Raw genomic sequence first — 19,308 nt, 5'->3', positions numbered from 1 at the left:
TTGAAATTGAAATGCAAAGATTCATTTAGACTTAGAGCAAAATCCCTAAAATAGAATAATTCTACACACCTGACATATTACCTGTTACATACCCTCCCACTACCGATAATTTACGCAATAAAGACTTCACTTTTCTTTCATTCTAGGTTTTTCACCTACTAAGGTTCATTTGATTGCATAATTGACCTAAATCAACGAACCTGTCGTTTATATTCTTTGCATATTTGTAAATGAAAGGTGACCAACTGCTTGGGAAGCTAGCAAAATCAAATCGTGCAAAGTTTGTGCGTTTTTAACATCGTTTTTTGCCATAAAAACCATCGATTTTTTGCATTTTATCGAATAAAACGATTGCTATACCGTGACTTCCAGAGCGTACCAATAAGAAGTACGCCGCCCTAGTGAGAGTGAAAAATCACTTAAAAAGGAAGTTATTATGAAAACTCTTATAGCAGTGAGCGTCTTGTCAGTCCTATCTTTCGGTGCCTATGCAGAGCGCCAATCTGCAGAGCCAATCAAGGTCATTGAGCCTATTTCTGGCCTTGATGCTAAGAAAGTAGAACTGGGTAAAACGTTGTGGTTTGAACCTCGTTTATCCGCCTCCAACACCATTTCTTGTAACTCTTGCCATAACATCGCAAAAGGTGGCGTCGATAACCTACCAAGCTCCATTGGTCATAAATGGGCCATTGGTCCTATCAACTCACCGACGGTGTTTAACTCAGATTTGAACTTTGTTCAGTTCTGGAACGGGCGCGCAAAAGATTTGCAAGAACAAGCGGCTGGCCCTATAGAAAACCCACTCGAAATGGCCTTTAGCCACCAGCTTGCGATCGACACGCTCAAGTCAATTCCACAATATCGCGAGTGGTTTAAAGAAGCGTATGGGACTGAGACCATAGATATTGATAACGTCACCGATGCGATTGCAACGTTCGAACAAACCTTGCGTACCCCAAACGCGCCATTCGATCTTTGGTTAAAAGGCGACGATAATGCACTCACTACCGCACAGGTCGAGGGTTACAACTTATTCAAAGCGAAAGGTTGTACAGCGTGTCACAGCGGCCCTCTCGCTGGTGGTCAAATGTACCAAAAAATGGGCTTAGTGAAACCGTTCGCAACGGATAACCCAGATGTGGGACGTAAAGCGATCACGGGTAATGATTTCGATAAGTTTGTCTTCAAAGTACCGACACTAAGAAATGTTGAACTGACCTACCCTTACTTCCATGATGGCTCAGTTTGGGAGTTAGAAGAAGCGGTGTCGATGATGGCTGATTTACAACTTGGCCAAAAGCTGACGAAGGAAGAGTCTGGAAAAATCACTGAGTTCTTACGTTCTCTAACGGGTGATCAACCGGAAGTGACGTTGCCTCACTTACCGCCATCCACTAACGAGACTGCTCGCCCGAATATCTAAATTGTTCGATAAGAAACACAAAGGAGCCACAATTGGCTCCTTTACTATTTCCATTACCAACTAAACGCTTTAAGCAACGCTCACCGATTTTTTCATTGTACTGCCTTGCTCAAAGAACTCTTCGTGCAGTGCACAAATCGCTTGTTTATACTCGCCATCACTGACCACAAACTGTACATTTACGTTTCTCATTGATGAATGGAGCGCGATCGGTGTTACCCCACTGTTCATCAGCGCTAGCACGCCTTTCGCTAAAGTTTTATTAGTGTCAATCTGAGAACCAATCGCTGAGATCAACGCGACCATTTTTCCTGTAATTGATGCTTTAGGGTGGCGCTTTTCAGCCTTGTAGAGCACTTTGTTTAAACTATCAATGCTGCCGCCTAGGTAATAAGTGATTGAGTTTGCGTTCATCTCCTTCCCAATCAGATTAACGCGAGCGTCCGCAATGATTTCCATCAGTTCGTAACTGACATTATCTACTTTGCCTACCATCGCTTGGTCAAACAAATGAAGTGCAAACACCTTTTGTTTACCTGCAATAATCTCAATACGATCATTCTCTGGGCGATAATCTGCTGAGATTAACGTTCCTTGGTGCTCAGGCTCAAACGTGTTCTTTATTTGTAACTCAATACCGCTCTCACGTAGACCCGCTGCAGCATTGGGATGGATGGCTTCCATCCCTAAGTTTGCCAGTTGATCAGCCACATCATAGTTGGTCGAGCCTATAGGGTTAACGTTATTGACACCAACCACTCGCGGATCGGCAGAACTTAAATGGTATTCCTTATGGATAATCGCCAGATCAGCTTTAGTCATGGCAGCGATGCGACTGAACGTCATCTCACTGTAACCGCGATCATAGGTGTGCATTAAACCTTCTTTGCAGTAGGCATACCCTGTGACAATTGGCAATTCTTGAGTAACATCAATCTCAGCAAAGGCATCAGAGATAGATTCATCCAGTGTTTTGGGTGTTTGGTTATCCCAACCAGAAAGATCGACAAACTTTGCGTTAATGCCGATATTTTTCAATTTCAAAGCCGTGTTATAGGCACTGTGTGCTTCACCTATCGAGGAGAGAAATTCACGAATTTGAGGCAAATAATGACGTAGAGAAAATTGACCATACTGACAAGTTTCAAGAATGTTGGTGACACAGTTTTTAGCTTCTGCGATGCGAGAACGGATGAATTTATCCGCACGCATTCTATTCATTGGGTCAGCAAAGATATGTTCATTGGTCAGTAGCATTCGACTTTCAACATAATCTAACGCCTCCTCCCATGCTTCATCTCGCTTGGCAATCAATTGATAGACGCCTGGCTTGCTAGTTTTTTTGCATTCCAGTAGTGCATCCGTCATACCACCGTAGGCAGAAACGACAAAAATACGGTTATAAGGGTTTTGTGGACGAAGGAGAATGTTATCAAGCACAGCATCGAATGCTGTCATCGAAGTACCGCCGATCTTTTCTACGGTAAATGTCATGAGAGGGCCTTAATGATTGGTAATTTGAAAGAAAGGAAAAGAAAATGGGGTGAAGCTTCACCCCATTTCAAATGTTTATAGAGTTAGGCTAGTCAACCAGAGGGTAAACACCGTTCTCATCGTGCACTTCCGCACCTGTAATTGGTGGGTTAAACACGCATGCCATCACCATTTCTTTGTTTTTGTATGCACGAAGATAATGTTCGTCATGCTTATCAAGGATGTACAGTGTGCCGGGTTTAATTGGATAGGTTTCGCCACCCACGACTTCTATTTCCCCTTCTCCACTCATGCAAAATACCGACTCGAGATGGTTCTGATAATGGATGTGCGTTTCTGTTCCTTCGTATATCGTCGTGATATGGAATGAGAAGCCCATGTTGTCATCTTTCAATAACATACGTACGCTTTCCCAGTTATCCGACACAACACGTCTTTCGCTATTGCGACACTCATCGAGTGTTCTAACGATCATAATTCTTTCCTTGCTATGATGCTTGTTTGAAATGTTTGCTTGCGATGGCTTCGACTGAACCCTCGAAGATATTCAGCCCTTGCGTAAGTTCGGATTCTGAAATGGTCAATGGACAGAAGAACTTCACGACTTCATCATTTGGTCCTGCAGTTTCAATCACCATGCCATTGTCGAAACAGGTTTTAGCAATATCGCCTGAGATTTGACCGTTCTTACATTCAATTCCGATCATCATGCCGCGGCCTTTGCGCTGTACAAACAACTCAGGGAATCGTTGAACCGAACGTTGAATAACTTCATTAACCATGCTTGAGCAACGCTTAATGTGCGTTTCGAAGTTATCGTTTGACCAGTAAGCCTCGAGTGCTTTCGTGGCAGTCACAAACGCGTGGTTATTTCCTCGGAATGTGCCGTTATGCTCGCCTGGTTTCCACTGATCAAGTTCTGGCTTTAAGAGCACAATAGCCATTGGTAGACCATAACCACCAATGGATTTAGACAGAGTCACCATATCTGGCTTGATACCCGATGGCTCAAAGCTGAAGAATGTACCTGTTCTGCCGCACCCTGCTTGGATATCGTCAACAATCAATAAGATATCGTGTGCTTTACACAGCTTACTTAACCGCTGCAGCCACGCGTTGGATGCCACATTTAGACCACCTTCACCTTGCACGGTTTCTAGCAGTACTGCCGCTGGCTTATCCATACCCGCCGAGTTATCGGTCAACATGGTTTCAAACAGTTTGAGACCATCAATATCAGCATAACCTTCGAAAGGAATACGTGTGACGTTGTTAAGACTAGAGCCTGCGCCTTGGCGATGATGTTGGTTACCCGTTGCCGCTAATGCACCCGCCGTACAACCGTGAAAGCCGTTGGTGAAAGCTACGATACTACTGCGCCCTTTCACTTTCTTTGCCAATTTAATGGCGGCTTCAACGGCGTTGGTTCCCGTTGGGCCAGTGAATTGAACTTTGTAATCAAGCGCTCTTGGTTCAAGAATGTACTTATTCAAGGCTTCAAGAAAAGCGGCTTTTGCTTCTGAGTGCATGTCTAAGCCGTGTGTAATGCCATCCATTTCAATGTACTCAAGGAGCGCTTGCTTGAGTACTGGATTGTTATGACCGTAATTTAGAGATCCCGCTCCAGCAAGGAAATCGAGGTAACGTTCGCCTTGTTCTGTTTCTAGCCAGGAACCTTTTGCTTTGCGAAAGACAACCGGGAAACTGTTTGAGTATGAACGTACGTTGGATTCCTGCTTTTTGAAAATATCCATGATGAGACCGTTATTTGATTCCTATTGGGTGGGAGTTAATTGAGGGGAATGCGATACAGGTATTCCGTATCGTGTTTGCCCTTGAAATGATCTTTTTCGTCCAAGAAAGTGGTCACCTCGCCAGCATTACTATTTTGAGCATCGAGTTTTTTAAATAGTGCCCAAGATGCCTCATTAGATTTAGTAATTGTGGTTTCGACGGTGTCGATGCCTTTAAGCCCTTCTCGCTTTAATAAATTGTCGAGCATTTGAAAAGCCAAACCCTTGCCTCTAAAACGAGGAGCGACGGCGACCTGCCAGACGAACAACACATTAGGTTCATCTGGCTTTTGATAACCAGAGATAAACCCTGCGAGCTCGCCTTTATGCTCAACCAAAATACAGGTTTTGCTGAAGTGCGTAGACTGAAGGAAATTGCAATATGAAGAGTTCATATCGAGTGGTGGACAATCTGCTATCAAGCTGTAGACGTTGTCACCATCCGACACTTCTGGCTCACGAAAAATCCATTTTTTGCTTGGGTCTTCTCCAATTTCTGGATACATCACCCAAGGAGCTGATGTGATCATGTGTAGATACATATCCTTCGTGTTCTAATTAAATTTCCTTTTTATTATGGGCATCTCTCGTAGCTAAAAATCAAATAAACAAGAGATTAATCGTCATTAAGTCGATCAATGTCACATCATTAGTGGTTGAGGGTGAAATGAAAATTAGTTTGAGCTCTAATGTATTTATAGGGCAACGTAAGAAATTAGACGATACAGCGTCACTATTCGTCAGCAGCCCACCCAAAGAAATGATTACAACCGTAAGAAATCCTTCCATTCGGTATTAATGCAACAGATTGGGTGAGAAAAAGAAATAAAGCATAAGAAAAGAAAACGGCACGCCCAAGCATGCCGTTTTTTATTGAAATTTATCAGAGAAAAGATTCGCGTTACGCTTTCGCTTTTTTCGCTGATTTAGATTTTGGACGAGGCTCATCCATTAGGCCTTTCACCAAAGACACTGTCGCCACAAGAAGTACGATTGTGAATGGCAAGCCCGTTGTTACCGCCATCGCCTGTGCCGCTGCTAGACCGCCACCAAGCATCAGTGCAATTGCTACCAAGCCTTCGAATGTACACCAGAACACACGTTGTGGTGTTGGCGCATCCACTTTACCGCCCGCGGCAATCGTATCGATAACCAAAGAGCCAGAGTCAGCTGACGTAATGAAGAATACGACTACTAGAATGATACCCACGATAGAAGTGATCTGAGAAAGTGGCATCACGTCTAACATAGCGAACAGTTTAAGAGGCAGTTCTGCATCAAATACTGCTTGGTAACCATCGTTCACGTATTGGCTGATCGCAGTTCCGCCGAATGCGGTCATCCATAACACACACACTGTAGATGGGATCAAAATTACACACACGATAAACTCACGAACAGAACGACCACGAGATACGCGCGCAATAAACATACCTACGAATGGTGACCATGAAATCCACCATGCCCAGTAGAACGCAGTCCAACCTTGCGAGTAGTTCACGTCTTCACGACCAAACGGCATCGACAATGCAGGAATATTCGCTAGGTAAGCACCAATGTTGTCAAAGAAGCCCGTCATAATCGCCATAGTTGGACCAACAATGATCACGAACAATAGCAATAGCGCCGCTAGACCCATGTTGATTTCAGACAGACGCTTAACACCACTATCTAGGCCCGCAACCACAGAGATCAATGCAAGTGCCGTGATGATAATGATCAACACAACTTGCGTGGTGTCTGTCATTGGTACACCGAACAGGAAGTTTAGACCTGTTGCTGCTTGCGATGCACCGTAACCAAGAGAAGTCGCTAGACCAAATACCGTTGCAACTACGGCAAGAATATCGATCACGTGACCAGTCCAGCCCCAAACGCGCTCACCAAAAAGAGGGTAGAAAATGGAACGCATCGTTAGAGGCAAGCCTTTGTTAAACGAGAAAATCGCCAAACCAAGAGCCAACAGTGCATAGATAGACCATGGATGCAGAGCCCAGTGGTAAATCGTTGCCGCCATACCAAGTGCAGACGCAGCCGAGGTGTCCCCTTCCGCAGCACCCAGTGGAGCCCAGTCGGTACGAACGCCGTTCTCAACGTTTACACCACCTAGTGCCGCACTAAAGTGAGACATTGGCTCAGATACACCAAAGAACACCAAACCGATACCCATACCAGCTGCGAATAGCATCGCAAGCCAACCGGCATAAGTATAATCTGGCGTTGCTTCTGTACCACCGATACGAACACGACCAAGTGGCGTGACGATCAGGATCAAGCACACCACGACAAACACGTTGCCCGCAGATAGGAAGAACCAATCAAGATTTGATACCAGCCAACCACGCAAACCCGCAAAGAATGGTTCTACTTGTTGTCTGAATGTCAGTGTTAACACTACGAACAGGATGATCGACATGCCTGAAATAGCAAATACACGGTTGTGAATATCAAGTCCAAAAGGACCGACTTTTAACGCGACGTTATCCTGACCAATCTGGTAATCAGTATCGATCGGGTTCACCTTACCGTCGGGGCGCTGTATACCGCCATTGTTGTCAGTGCTCACGATTTATCTCCTTAAAATACGTGGCCAAATTAAAAAATCGTTGTAGGAATCGAAGGGATGGCTTTTTCGCGCCACTTGCTGCAAAGCTTATTGCGATCGTTGCGCCGCTATTAGAATTGTTACTCTACTGTGTAATTTTAACGTTAAACGCCCCGATATCGCATTGCATTTCGTTATCGGGACGACTAATTATTTTTATGGCTAAATTGCAGCGTGGTTATTGCCAAATCGTAGACAATCGCATGTCCTCGTCAAAATGGTATTGCAGTTGCGCTTGTAGCAGTTCCGCTGTCGCAAGTGCATCTGTAAGTGCATGATGAGGTTGATATACTGGCAGATGATATCTTTCACGAGCGTGCCCTAAACGCACCGAGCCCGGCTTTTTACCTTTGAGCTTATTTAACCAACCTTCACATTGACGACGCTGAATCGCATATTCAATATCCAAGGTATCTACAACAGGGAATTGAATCCCCTCACCTATGCTATTCAACAAGGCATTGTTAAAGAATTGACGCTCAATATTTTTGTAATGCACCACCACAATCTTGCCTGAGAGTTCTGCCAATATAGCCTCTAAGATTTGATTAAGTTGCGGCGCACTCTTCACTTCTGAATCGGTAATACCATGAATCACAACCGATTCTTCATTCAATTCTCGATTTGGATTCACCACCCAATGACGCGAGCCACTGCATTGCACTCGTTCCAGAGTAAACGGAACTAAACCAATAGTAAGAATGGCGTCTTCTTCTGCATTTAAACCCGTGGTCTCAAAATCGACGGAGACAAAAGGTACCTCTTTTAATGGCGTATCACCATTCACAATAGGCGCAGAGTAATAACGTTTTAATCGATCATCTTTCGCTTGCGCGGCAAGTTGCTCAAAGAAAACGGGCCAATCAGGTGTCTGGCTGGTATCTAATAAATCACGTGCATCTTGCTGTTGTTTAAAAAACCACATCATTTACTGCTTCTCTGATAGCGGAACTTAATGAAGTTTTGCGCGTTACTTAGAATCTGGAAGGCGGCTTTTAAATTACGGCGCTCAAACTCAGACATATGTTCAGGCTCGATGTTGTTGTCCGGCTCTTCGCCATTTTCAATATCCAATGCCTGATGACGAATACGTACCATGTAAATAAGTTCCATGGCATCTTTCAAGTCCATCCCTCGCCCTTTCGGCAAGATCCCAGCGTTATTGATGTCATCCAGACGCTCGAATGAATTTTGTGAGCGAGAGCCAATGGCAAGAGAATGGACACGAATCAAGTCCGCCATCGGTGCAGTGCCGCGACGTTTCAAGTTAATGGAGTTTCGATGACGGCCATCCTTCTCCATTACAAAGTCTTTAAAGAAACCCAGAGGTGGTGTTCGACGAATTGCGTTGTAGGCCATACAAGCGAGGAATCGGTTGTTCTTCTTCGCGCGGCGAACAATGAATCCGCTTAATTGCTCTGCCCACTTCACTCGGCCATGCACACCTAATAGATCAAAGAAAATGCTGCTATTGAGCAGACGTTCCGGTGTTGGGTCATCAATCCAGTTAGCAAAACACGCTTCCCATTCTGAGCGCGTTTTGCGCCATTCTGGGTTAGTTGCCATGATGTCGCCAGAACAGTAGGTGTAACCACATTCTGCTAACCCATCGCAAATAAACTTAGCAAATTGCTCAAAGTACTGACCATGCTCACTTGGTTCGTAGCTGTTATCGAGAATCAATGCGTTATCTTGGTCCGTGACGATCAATTGCTCATCACGCGCCATGGACCCCATTGCGAGCAAACAATACGGAATAGGTGCTGGACCAAGCTCTTGTTCTGCTAACTCAGCAAGACGCTGCTTGAAGCTACTGCCAATAACCGACATCGCTCGGCCGACCATGTGGGCGTTCGCATCTTCACTCACCATACGGACAAAACAGTCTTTCACTTGTTTCGATACCGCTTTAAGATCTTCGATCGTGTTCTGTTGGAATATCGAACTCACAAGCAATAAACTGTTTTGCGACTCGTATCTGACGATATCCGTCATACTAAGTACACCAATCGGTTTTTTGTCTTTGAGGATTGGCAGGTGGTGCACGTTATAGCGCAGCATGGTCAGCATGGCTTCGAAGACATACGCACTGTTATCAAGAGATACGACGTCGTAACTCATCACCTCACTTACGGGTATGTTAGTCTCCCTACCCTCAGCTAAGACGCGTATACACAAATCACGGTCGGTCAGGATGCCTAAGAGTTGGTCGTCATCATCTTCGGTAATTTCTTCTTCTGGACGCACGATCAACAATGCCGTGACGCCCTCTTCTGCCATCAGTATTGCCGCTTCCTGAATGGTCGCGGTAGCAGCTAAGGTTACGGGCTCTCGGCTAAGAATCTTTCTCGCTTTTGCGGTGGTAAAATCGTTGCCATCAGACTGGTTCGAAACCACGGTTCTTAGTCTTGCACTGTCTTCCAATTCCATGAAATCAGCGAAATTCTCAAACTCATCACACAATTCGTTGAAGATGCTCTCTGGGATGCAATACACTAATGTATCTTCAATTGCTTTTGCTGGCATACGGACACGGTTATTCATCAACAACCCCATTTGTCCAAACAAACCACCAGCATCAATACGGTTATACAGCTCCCCCTTGCGGCGGAAAATTTCGACGACGCCACTGCGAACCATATACAGATCACGAATATCGTCACCTTTCTTTAAAATATCTGAGCCTGCGCGGTAGTAAGCCACTTCAGCGTTCATTGCGATATTTTTCAGGTGCGTCTCTGGTAAGTCATCAAAGGGAGGGTATTGGCTAATGAAATTGAGTACTTCTAATTGCTCGGCTTCCATTCTTTATTCCATGCATTGCCTAAACTTCAGCGATAAATATCACCAAGCATTCAATCAGGCAATAAATAAATCCAGTGATGGTATGAATCGACTCAAATAGCAGAACATGTCACCAACACATTAGTTCGAACTCTAACTTAAAACATTCTAAAACGGCCTATTTACGAAAGATTTCGTTAGGATCAAAATGTTACTCATCAACCACAATAAATTCAAAAATATTTCACAGGCCATTTCACCCACTTTTGCGACGCACCACAAATAAACATAACGCACTGTTTTTACTTCATTTAAAGCCAAATCATTGGTTAAGCTGTTTATGTCTAATTTGTGTAACGTCACCACACAAACCTTTTATCGAACATTGAAATTTTCCCAAACATTACTTAGAGTACGAAACGTTTTACTACAAAACATTCAAAATTAAGGATGATTTACATGGATCCCATACTGGAAGTTAAGGGACTGTATAAGGTGTTTGGTGACGATCCTGATCGCGCATTCTCACTGATTGAGAAAGGCATCGATAAAGATCGTATTTTTGAACAAACAGGTTTAACGGTTGGCGTTAACGATGTCTCTCTTTCCATCAATGAAGGTGAGATTTTTGTCATTATGGGCCTATCTGGCTCAGGAAAATCCACACTCGTTCGTCTTCTCAATCGCTTAATTGAGCCAACCAAAGGCAGCGTTTACCTAAAAGGTAAAGACATTGCCCACATTTCTGAAGATGAACTTAGAGAAGTTCGCCGCAATAACATTTCCATGGTTTTTCAAAACTTCGCGCTCATGCCTCACATGACGGTGATTGAAAACGCTGCTTTTGGCCTTGAACTCGCCGGTGTGAACCTCAAAGACAGGCAAGAAAGTGCGTTGTCAGCCTTACAACGCGTTGGCCTTGATGCCTACTCAGAATCCTATCCGGATGAGTTGTCTGGCGGAATGAAGCAACGAGTTGGCCTCGCTCGAGCTCTCGCGTGTGACCCTGATATCCTCCTAATGGATGAAGCCTTTTCAGCGCTCGATCCACTTATCCGAACCGAAATGCAGGATGAACTTATTCGACTGCAAAATGACGATAAACGTACGATTGTCTTCATCTCTCACGATTTAGATGAAGCCATGCGAATCGGCGATCGTATTGCCATCATGCAGAATGGCGACGTGGTTCAAGTCGGTACACCAGATGAGATTCTTCATAACCCTGCCAATGATTATGTGGAAGCCTTTTTCCGAGGTGTTAACGTTGCAAACGTACTGACCGTGAAAGACATCGCTCGAAAAAAGCCAGCCGCTGTTTTCAAGAAGTCCGAACATGATGGTCCTGGGTCTGCAATGCAGATATTGATGGATCACGACCGCGATTACGGCATAGTCATTGATAAATCCAGCCATTATTCTGGCATTGTTTCTCTTGATTCGTTACGCGTTGCCCACAAAGAAAATCGCTCACTAGCCAGTGCACAATTGATCGACGAAATCACCCTCCAGCCAGACCAAGCAATCAACGACATTCTTGGTGTCGTCGCTGGTGTCCCTTATGCCGTCCCAGTTGTCGACGAGCAAGGCCACTATTATGGTGTCGTGACAAAATCACGTCTTCTGCAAACGTTGGATAAGGATTAGTCATCATGTCAACAGAACAAACCACTAACGATCCGTGGTCAACGACAGAAGCGGAACAAACCGACCCATGGGCAACAGCCACAACAGAACAAAGTGCCCCTTGGTCACAAGGCAGTGAAGCGACGTCAAGTATAGACTGGTTGAATTCCGAAACCGTTGAAGAAGCCCCTTTTGATATCATGAACCCCTTTCAAGATGCGGTCCTTCCTTTGGATACTTGGGTAGAATCTGGGTTAGATTGGCTTGTCGAACATGGACGTCCGGTCTTTCAAGCAATTCGCGTTCCCATTGATTTCATTCTCTCCTCATTTGAAACGGCGCTCGTCTCTACACCTGCCCCGTTCATGCTCATCATTCTCTTTTTATTAGCATGGCAATTTTCTAATTTGCGTTTGGGGATGTCGACATTCGCTTCATTAGTCTTCATTGGGCTGATAGGTGCTTGGTCCCAAGCAATGACGACCTTGGCATTAGTACTGACATCCGTATTCTTCTGTCTGATCATTGGATTACCACTTGGTATCTGGCTGGCAAGAAACAACACCGCCGCTAAGTTCATACGGCCCATACTCGATGCAATGCAAACCACCCCAGCTTTTGTCTACTTAGTACCTATCGTCATGTTGTTTGGCATCGGGAACGTACCTGGCGTGGTGGTCACCATTATTTTTGCATTGCCTCCCGTGGTTCGCTTGACCATTCTTGGTATTCAACAAGTCCCAGAAGAGCTGATTGAAGCCGGACACTCATTTGGAGCCAGCAAAAAGCAAATGCTGTACCGCATTCAACTTCCCCTTGCCCTACCGACTATTATGGCAGGCGTAAACCAAACCCTGATGCTCTCCCTTTCTATGGTGGTTATTGCCTCTATGATCGCAGTTGGTGGGTTGGGACAAATGGTATTACGTGGAATCGGACGTTTGGATATGGGGCTAGCAGCGGTGGGCGGTTTAGGTATCGTAATCCTTGCCATTCTACTCGACCGTATCACACAAGTTTTAGGCGCTAACGCGGGTAACACGAAGTTACGTTGGTACCACACCGGTCCAGTTTCTTACCTTTTAAAACTGACCAACAAATCGAACCAACCTGATCTCAAACTTAGGAGAAACATAAATGACTAATTCATGGAAGAAAGCGCTAACAGCTGGAACGTTAGCAACGATGGCGTTTTCGACTCAAGCTTTAGCGAATGACTTACCGGGTAAAGGCGTTTCAGTTCAACCAGTTCAATCAACGGTTGCGGAAGAAACGTTTCAAACTCTTATTGTTAACCGCGCGCTTGAAGCGTTGGGCTACGATGTTCAACCAACTAAGGAAGTCGATTACAACGTTGGCTACACTTCGATCGCAAAAGGCGATGCTACGTTCTTAGCTGTGGGTTGGTTCCCTTTGCACGCAGACAAATACACGATGTCAGGTGGTGATGATAAATTCTACCGCCAAGGCCAGTACGTTAGTGGTGCGGCTCAAGGCTACTTAATCGATAAAAAAACCGCAGAAAAATACAACATCACTAACATTGGTCAACTTAAAGATCCTGAGCTAGCAAAACTATTTGACGCCAATGGCGATGGCAAAGCAGACCTCACTGGTTGTAACCCTGGTTGGGGCTGCGAAATGGTAATTGAAGAGCAGCTTAACGCTTACCAACTTCGTGACACGGTCACACACAACCAAGGTAACTACGCAGCAATCATTGCGGATACTATTTCTCGTTATAAGAAAGGCGACCCGATCTTGTACTACACGTGGACACCTTATTGGGTAAGTGGCGTACTCGTTCCGGGCGAAGATGTGGTTTGGCTAGAAGTCCCATTCTCTGCCCTACCTGGTGAACGTAAAGATGTGGATACCACACTTAAGAATGGTAAAAACTATGGGTTTGAAATGAACTCAATGCGAATCGTGGCGAACAAAGATTTCACAGAAAAAAACCCTTCTGCCGCAAAACTGTTCGAAATCGTTAAGCTGAATATCAATGATGTCAGCGCACAAAACATGATGATGAGCCAAGGTAAAAATAGCGCGGCGGACATCGAGTCTCACGTTAATGGCTGGATCAAAGCCAACCAACAACTGTTTGATTCTTGGGTTGCCGAAGCTAAAAAAGCGTCAATGTAATTAACAATCGAATTCCTTCCTAAATAAGACCAAGCGCCAGCAGTCAAACCTGCTGGCGCTTTTTTATCCAAAATTCCTTTCGCAATCGTTTCTCTGTGATCTAAATTACATATTGAATGGCAGAACAAAAGTCCGTATATTGCGCCTGCCTACGCGGCACACCCTACAATGCACAACGCCATCCTGCTTCCACTGGTGCATTGATATTGGTGTTTAACTACATCCATGCAAAACACACCTTCCTCTTTTTCTCGTTTTTTTAAAGAATCGGGCGCATTGTTACACCTGTCGATCCCAATCATTTTGATGCAGCTCGCAACTCAGTCGATGGGCTTTATCGATACCACAATGGCAGGCCAAGTAAGTGCAGCCGACCTTGCTGCGATCGCGCTTGGCACCAGTTTATGGCTACCCGTTTCGCTATTGCTTCGCGGCATCATCATGGCATTAACGCCTGTCGTTGCTTACCACCGCGGCGCACAAAGTTTAGATAACATCCGTATCTCTTTCATTCAGATGCTGTGGCTATCCGCGTTTGTTAGTGCCATCTTGATTGTTTACTTGCTACTTGGTGAAACCATTCTCGTTGGCTTAGGCGTTGCTCCTGAGATCATTCCTATTGCCAGTGATTATGTTGTCGCATTAGCGTTTGGTGTTCCAGGTATTGCGCTCTTCTATACGCTGAATGGTTTCTGTGAAGGGATGAATAACACCCGCGCTCCGATGCTGATTTCTGTCATCGGATTGTTGGTGAACATCCCCGTTAACTACATCCTGATTTATGGCAAGTTCGGCATGCCTGCATTGGGCGCGGTTGGTTGTGGCTGGGCAACAAGCTTGGTTTACTGGCTGATGTCTGCCCTTCTGTTTAGCTATATTAAGAGCCATCACCACTACAAAAACATTCTGCACTTCGCTGAGCTAAAACCAGTATGGCAAGAAATCAAACAGCTGTTCAAACTCGGCATGCCGATTGGTTTGAACATTGCGGTTTGTGGCAGTATCTTCGCGGTGATTGCGCTATTGATTGGTCGTATCGGTGCAGAGAACGTTGCCGCGGCACAAATTGCACTGAACATCTCTAGCATGACGTACATGATTCCAATGAGTCTTTCCTTTGGTATCACGATTCGCGTTGGCCATGCATTGGGTGAACAAAAGCTTGAAACGGCCTCTCACCGTAGTTTGGTGGGTATTATTACTGCTGCGCTACTGTCGCTGATTTCAGTCGGCTTCTTCCTGCTTTTCCCAGAGTGGATCATTCGTTTGTACACCACAGATCCTGTAGTTTCAGCGACCGCTGCTACTCTGTTGATGTTTACTGCGATGTACCAGTTCAGTGACGCGCTACAGACCTCTGCAAACGGTGCACTGCGTGGCTACAAAGATACTAAAGTCCCTATGATTCTGGCGATTCTTGCCTACTGGGGCTTAGCGCTTCCACTGGGTATGTTATTGGGTATCACGGATGAAATCGTTCCAGCCATGGGCGAAGAAGGCTTCTGGATTGGTATCGTAACCGGCTTAACCACCGCAGCAATTGCAATGCTGATTCGATTGACGCTAGTGATTAAGAAGTACAATCAAACCGCAGAAGTGAATACGGCGTCGCAACCTGAGTTAGCGATTCAATAGCGACGAGAACGTTTATCGTTTCAATTAGAAAGGCTCATTATCGCAGTGAGCCTTTTTGTTTTCTGGCTTACTAGCCTTGTTTACTTACCGTTGAGCTATCACCAGCATCGTTGATTCTATAGCCGAGTTCGGTGACTTTCTGGCGGATTTCGTCAGCTTGTTGGTATTCCTTCTGCTTTTTCATTTGCAAACGCAACTCTACTAATTCCAAGATCTCACGAGGAATTTCTTCTTCGTCTACCTTATCAAGATCCAAACCAAACACACGATCAAAGTAGCGTGCCGTTGCCTTCTTATCTCCGTCATTTAATTCGCTTCCAAGCAACTCCCACATTAATGCCATCGCTTGTGGCATGGCTAAATCGTTGTTGATGAGTGACATAAAACGCTCAACATACGTTTGGTCGACTTTGCCACCTTCTGGTAATGCCGACACTTTCGCTTTCAGGCGCTTTAAAGCCGTTTGTGCCGCGTCCAAGCTCTCCCACGTAAAGCTCAAATGACTGCGATAATGACTGGTCAGCACCAAGTAACGGTAAGCTAACGGGTCATAGCCTTTCTCGATTAACACATCAAGACGAAGTGACGTGCCGGACTTAGAGATCTTCTCTTTGTTCAATTGGAGGAAGAAGCCATGCAGCCAGTAATTCGCTTGAACGTGGCCATTCTTTGCTTGGCATTGGGCAATTTCGTTGGTGTGGTGAACTGGGATATGGTCTTCCCCACCAACATGAATATCGAACACTTCCCCAAGGTATTTCTCTGCCATCGCAGAACATTCAATGTGCCATCCCGGAAAGCCAACTCCCCAAGGGCTTTCCCATTCCATTTGTCTTGGTGTGTCACCGCTAAACTTCCAGAGTGCGAAATCGGTTGGACTCTTTTTCTCCGACATTTCGACGCGAATGCCCGCTTCTAACCCCTCGCGGTCCAGTTTGGCAAGTTTTCCATAATCCGGAAGCTTCGCCGAATCAAAATAAACGCCATCGGAGGTTTGATAGGTAAAGCCCTTTTGTTCAAGCTCTCGGACGAACTCTATCTGCTCTTGTATGTGCTCGGTAGCGCGACAAATGATGGAAGGCTGAGTGATGTTGAGGCTAGTAAGATCATCTAAAAACGCATCTTCAAAATACTTTGCGATCTCCCAAGCAGACTTATTCTGTTTTCTCGCACCCTTCTCCATTTTATCTTCACCGGTATCCGCGTCTGACACCAAGTGCCCAACATCCGTGATGTTCATAACGTGGTTTACGTCGTAACCGTTGAGCTCAAGCGTGCGCCTTAACACATCAACAAAAAGGTAGGTTCTCAAGTTCCCTGCATGCGCGTAGTCATACACCGTTGGACCACATGCATATAAACCGACTTTACCTGATTTAATGGTGTTGAACGGCTCAAGGGTGCGCCCCAGTGTATTGAATAATTGTAATTTTGACTGACTCATATTGTTATTCCTTTAAATGCAAAAAGGCCGCGGATGAAAACATCGGCGGCCTTTAATATGTCTGTATGATCTTTTGCTAACTAATAGCTACACGAAAGCCGCCGCACATTTTTAGAAGTGCAACAACAACAGTTCGTTGAGATAGAAATCGCTAAATAGTTCATACAGATACCCTAAATAAGAAATCCATAGAAATCAAGCTTGTGGTTATCACGCACTTTACGACAACAGACTGAACTACGTACGCCGTATGGCATTACCCTCTCTTACAAAGCTATACCAATCATTACAATTAAATTTATAAATAAACCTTATATTTCACGCTTACTTCACGTTTTATTTGATAAAAGACACACCATAAAAATCAGTTACATCAGTAAATTAGGGAATATTTATGAAGAAGCCCACGTTTGGGCCTTTGCAGCCCATCGCTGTATTTGCGCTATTTTCGCTTGCTTTTCTTTCCGTTTCGCGGATTTTACTTGCCATTTGGCTTTCTGACCGAATCGAATCTTTTAACGACCTTATTTATATTCTTGGTCAGGGCCTACGCGTAGACTTTGCCACCATCTGTTGGTTATTCATCCTTCCAGGCTTACTTTCTTCGCTATTACCTGTACAAGGAAAGGTCGGCGCATGCTGGAAATGGGTATTACGTTGCTGGATGGTCGCAGGTTTATGGATCATTGTTTACATGGAATTGGCAACCGCACCCTTTATTCAAGAGTACGACCTACGCCCAAACCGCTTGTTTGTTGAATACCTGATTTATCCAAAAGAAGTGTTCAGCATGCTTTGGACTGGTTACAAACTAGAGCTCTTTATCGGTGCTGTAGGCACAGCAGTTACCCTTTTCCTTGGTTGGAAATGGAGCAAAAAGCTTACCGATAACGCACAACAAGTAAACTGGAAATGGCGACCTATCCTTGCCATTCTTGTCGTTTTGATTGGTGTCGCAGGTGCGCGTTCTTCTTTGGGTCATCGCCCTCTAAACCCTGCAATGGTGGCGTTTTCTAACGATCCGTTGATGAACGATCTCACACTAAATTCTTCTTACTCTCTCTTGTTTGCTGTCAACAACATGAAGTCAGAGAGAAGCGCAGAGCAGTTCTATGGAAAAATGGATAACCAGAAGATGCTAGAACTTGTGCGCTCCTCTTCCGCGAAATCAAACTTTGATCCTTCAGTTCTTCCTACAATGAACAGCAATGAAGCGACCTATCAAGGTAAACCAAAGAACTTAGTCATCTTGCTACAAGAAAGCTTAGGTGCTCAGTTTGTCGGAGAACTAGGAGGATTACCACTCACGCCCAATGTCGACAAGCTTATGGCTGAAGGTTGGAACTTTACACAGCTATACGCAACAGGAACTCGCTCTGTTCGTGGTATTGAAGCAGTAACGACAGGCTTCCCACCATCACCATCACGTGCGGTTGTAAAACTAAGCAAAAGCCAGACGAACTTCTTTACTATCGCAGACCTTTTGAAAGCCAACGGCTACCACACCGAGTTTATTTATGGTGGCGAAGCAAACTTTGACAACATGAAAACCTTCTTTTTCGGCAATGGTTTTGATCAAATCATTGAAGAGAAAGATTACGAAAATCCAGAGTTTGTTGGATCTTGGGGGGTGAGCGATGAAGACCTGTACACCAAAGCAGACCACGAATTTGAACGCCTGTCTAAGACCGACAAGCCCTTTTTCAGCTTAGTATTCAGTTCAAGTAACCACAGCCCATACGAATATCCAGAAGGTAAAATCGAGCCTTACGACTCTGAATACATGACACGCAATAACGCAGTGAAGTATTCGGATTACGCAATTGGTACGTTCTTTGATAAAGCCAAGAAATCGTCTTACTGGGATGACACGATATTCATTGTGATTGCCGATCACGATGCCCGTGTATCTGGTGCTAACTTAGTGCCTGTAAAACACTTCCACATCCCAGCATTGATTCTTGGTAAAGACATTAAGCCACGTAAAGACGACCGTATTGCTAATAACCTAGATATGCCACCTACGCTACTTTCTTTGATTGGTGTGGATGCGAAAACGCCGATGATTGGCCGTGATCTTACTAAGCCTCTCGCACGCAAAGACGAACGTGCCATGATGCAATACGACAAGAACTTTGGTTACTTAACCCGAGACAATCTCGTTGTATTCTCGCCGGGCGAAAAGGTATCGACCATGCAATACAACTTCGATAACCAAACGATGAAGCCTATTGAAGTGGACCCAGCTATCATTGAACGCGCTAAGGCCAACGCTTTGTTTGCCTCTAAGGCTTATCAAAACGACTGGTACTCTTCTAAAGCCATACAGTAACTACAAAAAGGAGCGCAACATGCGCTC

Annotated in this window: 14 protein-coding genes; 6 read left to right on the top strand and 8 right to left on the bottom strand. The window is 44.9% G+C overall.

Annotation, left to right across the window (positions count from 1 at the left end; genetic code table 11):
* Nucleotides 1–436: 436 nt before the first annotated feature.
* Nucleotides 437–1,423 carry a cytochrome-c peroxidase gene (locus tag ATB76_RS16405; RefSeq protein WP_038872414.1) on the top strand — a complete coding sequence of 329 codons (987 nt, stop codon included), beginning with the start codon at nt 437–439 and terminating at the stop codon, nt 1,421–1,423.
* 69 nt (nt 1,424–1,492) lie between these two features.
* Here the strand turns inward: ATB76_RS16405 and ATB76_RS16400 are convergent, their stop codons facing one another.
* The 7 genes from ATB76_RS16400 to ATB76_RS16370 form a co-directional block, all read right to left on the bottom strand.
* On the bottom strand, nt 1,493–2,917 hold the full coding sequence (locus tag ATB76_RS16400; RefSeq protein WP_038872412.1) for an aspartate kinase: 1,425 nt from the start codon (nt 2,915–2,917) through the stop codon (nt 1,493–1,495).
* 88 nt (nt 2,918–3,005) lie between these two features.
* Nucleotides 3,006–3,392 carry an ectoine synthase gene (locus ATB76_RS16395; protein WP_005393369.1) on the bottom strand — a complete coding sequence of 129 codons (387 nt, stop codon included), beginning with the start codon at nt 3,390–3,392 and terminating at the stop codon, nt 3,006–3,008.
* A 13-nt stretch (nt 3,393–3,405) separates the two neighbouring features.
* Nucleotides 3,406–4,671, bottom strand: coding sequence for a diaminobutyrate--2-oxoglutarate transaminase (gene ectB, locus ATB76_RS16390; protein WP_038878614.1), 1,266 nt, complete (start codon nt 4,669–4,671; stop codon nt 3,406–3,408).
* A gap of 35 nt (nt 4,672–4,706) precedes the next feature.
* Nucleotides 4,707–5,240 carry a diaminobutyrate acetyltransferase gene (ectA, locus tag ATB76_RS16385; RefSeq protein WP_061035730.1) on the bottom strand — a complete coding sequence of 178 codons (534 nt, stop codon included), beginning with the start codon at nt 5,238–5,240 and terminating at the stop codon, nt 4,707–4,709.
* Between the two features lie 371 nt (nt 5,241–5,611).
* A complete protein-coding gene (locus ATB76_RS16380; protein ID WP_038872405.1) occupies nt 5,612–7,276 on the bottom strand; it encodes a BCCT family transporter in 1,665 nt (554 codons plus the stop codon).
* A 217-nt stretch (nt 7,277–7,493) separates the two neighbouring features.
* Complete coding sequence (locus ATB76_RS16375; protein WP_039976629.1) at nt 7,494–8,243, bottom strand: 3'-5' exonuclease; 750 nt, start codon at nt 8,241–8,243, stop codon at nt 7,494–7,496.
* Entirely contained in the window at nt 8,240–10,120 is a 1,881-nt protein-coding gene (locus ATB76_RS16370; RefSeq protein ID WP_061035729.1) for a DUF294 nucleotidyltransferase-like domain-containing protein, read from the bottom strand. Before ATB76_RS16370 ends, ATB76_RS16375 begins: the two co-directional genes overlap by 4 nt.
* 438 nt (nt 10,121–10,558) lie before the next feature.
* On the opposite strand from ATB76_RS16370, the gene proV reads away from it, so the two are divergent.
* The 4 genes from proV to ATB76_RS16350 all read left to right on the top strand — a co-directional run bounded on the left by proV (nt 10,559) and on the right by ATB76_RS16350 (nt 15,505).
* Nucleotides 10,559–11,746: a glycine betaine/L-proline ABC transporter ATP-binding protein ProV gene (gene proV / locus ATB76_RS16365; protein ID WP_038872399.1), complete on the top strand. Its 1,188-nt coding sequence runs from the start codon at nt 10,559–10,561 to the stop codon at nt 11,744–11,746.
* A gap of 5 nt (nt 11,747–11,751) precedes the next feature.
* On the top strand, nt 11,752–12,870 hold the full coding sequence (proW, locus tag ATB76_RS16360; protein ID WP_061035728.1) for a glycine betaine/L-proline ABC transporter permease ProW: 1,119 nt from the start codon (nt 11,752–11,754) through the stop codon (nt 12,868–12,870).
* Nucleotides 12,863–13,870 carry a glycine betaine/L-proline ABC transporter substrate-binding protein ProX gene (proX, locus tag ATB76_RS16355; RefSeq protein ID WP_038872393.1) on the top strand — a complete coding sequence of 336 codons (1,008 nt, stop codon included), beginning with the start codon at nt 12,863–12,865 and terminating at the stop codon, nt 13,868–13,870. Before proW ends, proX begins: the two co-directional genes overlap by 8 nt.
* A 225-nt stretch (nt 13,871–14,095) precedes the next feature.
* Nucleotides 14,096–15,505, top strand: coding sequence for an MATE family efflux transporter (locus ATB76_RS16350; protein ID WP_061035727.1), 1,410 nt, complete (start codon nt 14,096–14,098; stop codon nt 15,503–15,505).
* Between the two features lie 70 nt (nt 15,506–15,575).
* Here ATB76_RS16350 and cysS read toward each other — a convergent pair whose 3' ends face one another.
* On the bottom strand, nt 15,576–16,949 hold the full coding sequence (cysS, locus tag ATB76_RS16345; protein WP_061035726.1) for a cysteine--tRNA ligase: 1,374 nt from the start codon (nt 16,947–16,949) through the stop codon (nt 15,576–15,578).
* A gap of 394 nt (nt 16,950–17,343) precedes the next feature.
* Here cysS and ATB76_RS16340 point away from each other — a divergent pair, with 394 nt between their 5' ends.
* Nucleotides 17,344–19,281 (top strand): LTA synthase family protein, encoded by a 1,938-nt coding sequence (locus ATB76_RS16340; protein ID WP_061035725.1) that lies wholly within the window; start codon nt 17,344–17,346, stop codon nt 19,279–19,281.
* Nucleotides 19,282–19,308 lie beyond the last annotated feature (27 nt).

The sequence above is a fragment of the Vibrio sp. MOR3 genome (assembly GCF_001557775.1).
In the GTDB taxonomy this organism is placed as follows: Bacteria; Pseudomonadota; Gammaproteobacteria; order Enterobacterales; family Vibrionaceae; genus Vibrio; species Vibrio jasicida.
The sequence above is the reverse complement of the archived record's forward strand: the minus strand, read 5'-3'. Positions and strand labels throughout refer to the sequence as shown.

Excerpts from the sequence above, each read along its gene's own strand:
- ATB76_RS16405 (WP_038872414.1), top strand. The coding sequence starts at position 437 with ATGAAAACTCTTATAGCAGTGAGCGTCTTGTCAGTCCTATCTTTCGGT.
- ATB76_RS16400 (WP_038872412.1), bottom strand. The coding sequence starts at position 2,917 with ATGACATTTACCGTAGAAAAGATCGGCGGTACTTCGATGACAGCATTC.
- ATB76_RS16395 (WP_005393369.1), bottom strand. The coding sequence starts at position 3,392 with ATGATCGTTAGAACACTCGATGAGTGTCGCAATAGCGAAAGACGTGTT.
- ectB (WP_038878614.1), bottom strand. The coding sequence starts at position 4,671 with ATGGATATTTTCAAAAAGCAGGAATCCAACGTACGTTCATACTCAAAC.
- ectA (WP_061035730.1), bottom strand. The coding sequence starts at position 5,240 with ATGATCACATCAGCTCCTTGGGTGATGTATCCAGAAATTGGAGAAGAC.
- ATB76_RS16375 (WP_039976629.1), bottom strand. The coding sequence starts at position 8,243 with ATGATGTGGTTTTTTAAACAACAGCAAGATGCACGTGATTTATTAGAT.
- ATB76_RS16370 (WP_061035729.1), bottom strand. The coding sequence starts at position 10,120 with ATGGAAGCCGAGCAATTAGAAGTACTCAATTTCATTAGCCAATACCCT.
- proV (WP_038872399.1), top strand. The coding sequence starts at position 10,559 with ATGGATCCCATACTGGAAGTTAAGGGACTGTATAAGGTGTTTGGTGAC.
- proW (WP_061035728.1), top strand. The coding sequence starts at position 11,752 with ATGTCAACAGAACAAACCACTAACGATCCGTGGTCAACGACAGAAGCG.
- proX (WP_038872393.1), top strand. The coding sequence starts at position 12,863 with ATGACTAATTCATGGAAGAAAGCGCTAACAGCTGGAACGTTAGCAACG.
- ATB76_RS16350 (WP_061035727.1), top strand. The coding sequence starts at position 14,096 with ATGCAAAACACACCTTCCTCTTTTTCTCGTTTTTTTAAAGAATCGGGC.
- cysS (WP_061035726.1), bottom strand. The coding sequence starts at position 16,949 with ATGAGTCAGTCAAAATTACAATTATTCAATACACTGGGGCGCACCCTT.
- ATB76_RS16340 (WP_061035725.1), top strand. The coding sequence starts at position 17,344 with ATGAAGAAGCCCACGTTTGGGCCTTTGCAGCCCATCGCTGTATTTGCG.